1 protein-coding gene is annotated in these 596 nt (G+C 57.7%); it reads left to right on the top strand.

Annotated elements, in window-relative coordinates:
- Positions 1-596 (top strand): AMP-binding protein (locus ICL55_RS34925; RefSeq protein ID WP_188106703.1); only part of this gene is annotated, 596 nt, incomplete at both ends.

Raw genomic sequence — 596 nt, 5'->3', positions numbered from 1 at the left:
CTTCAAACGGAGGACATCACTGTTTTTGAAACGGTGCCTTCGCTGTTGTCTGCTTTTCTGGAAGGCCTGCCGGAAGAAGCGCCGCTGCCATCGTTGCGGTGGCTGATCCCTACCGGCGAGGCGTTGCCGGTACCGCTGGCTGTCCGCTGGTACAGCCGTTATCCGGGCATTCCTTTACTGAATGCCTACGGGCCTACCGAAGCCTCCGATGATATTACGCATTATGTGGTGCCTGCCGATATCCGGATTGACCAGCCGTATATTCCTATCGGCCGTCCGGGCCTTAATATGCGAACGTATATTCTTGACCGTTACCAACACCCTTGTCCTCCCGGCGTGCGTGGAGAGATCTGTGTTTCGGGGATCTGTGTGGGCCTGGGCTACTGGAAAGATGAAGAGCGCAGCAGCCGTGCGTTTGTGGCCAATCCGTTAAGTGGCGGTGATGCCGCCTACGGCCGCCTGTACCGTACCGGCGATCAGGGTTATTACCAGCCTGACGGTAACCTGGTCTGCACGGGCCGTCTGGACACGCAGATCAAGCTGAGAGGCAACCGGATCGAGCTGGGCGAGATAGAACATGTGCTGGGCAGTTATGC

The sequence above is a fragment of the Chitinophaga varians genome (assembly GCF_014529945.1).
Taxonomy (GTDB): domain Bacteria; phylum Bacteroidota; class Bacteroidia; order Chitinophagales; family Chitinophagaceae; genus Chitinophaga; species Chitinophaga varians.
This window is presented reverse-complemented; position numbering and strand designations above follow the sequence as displayed.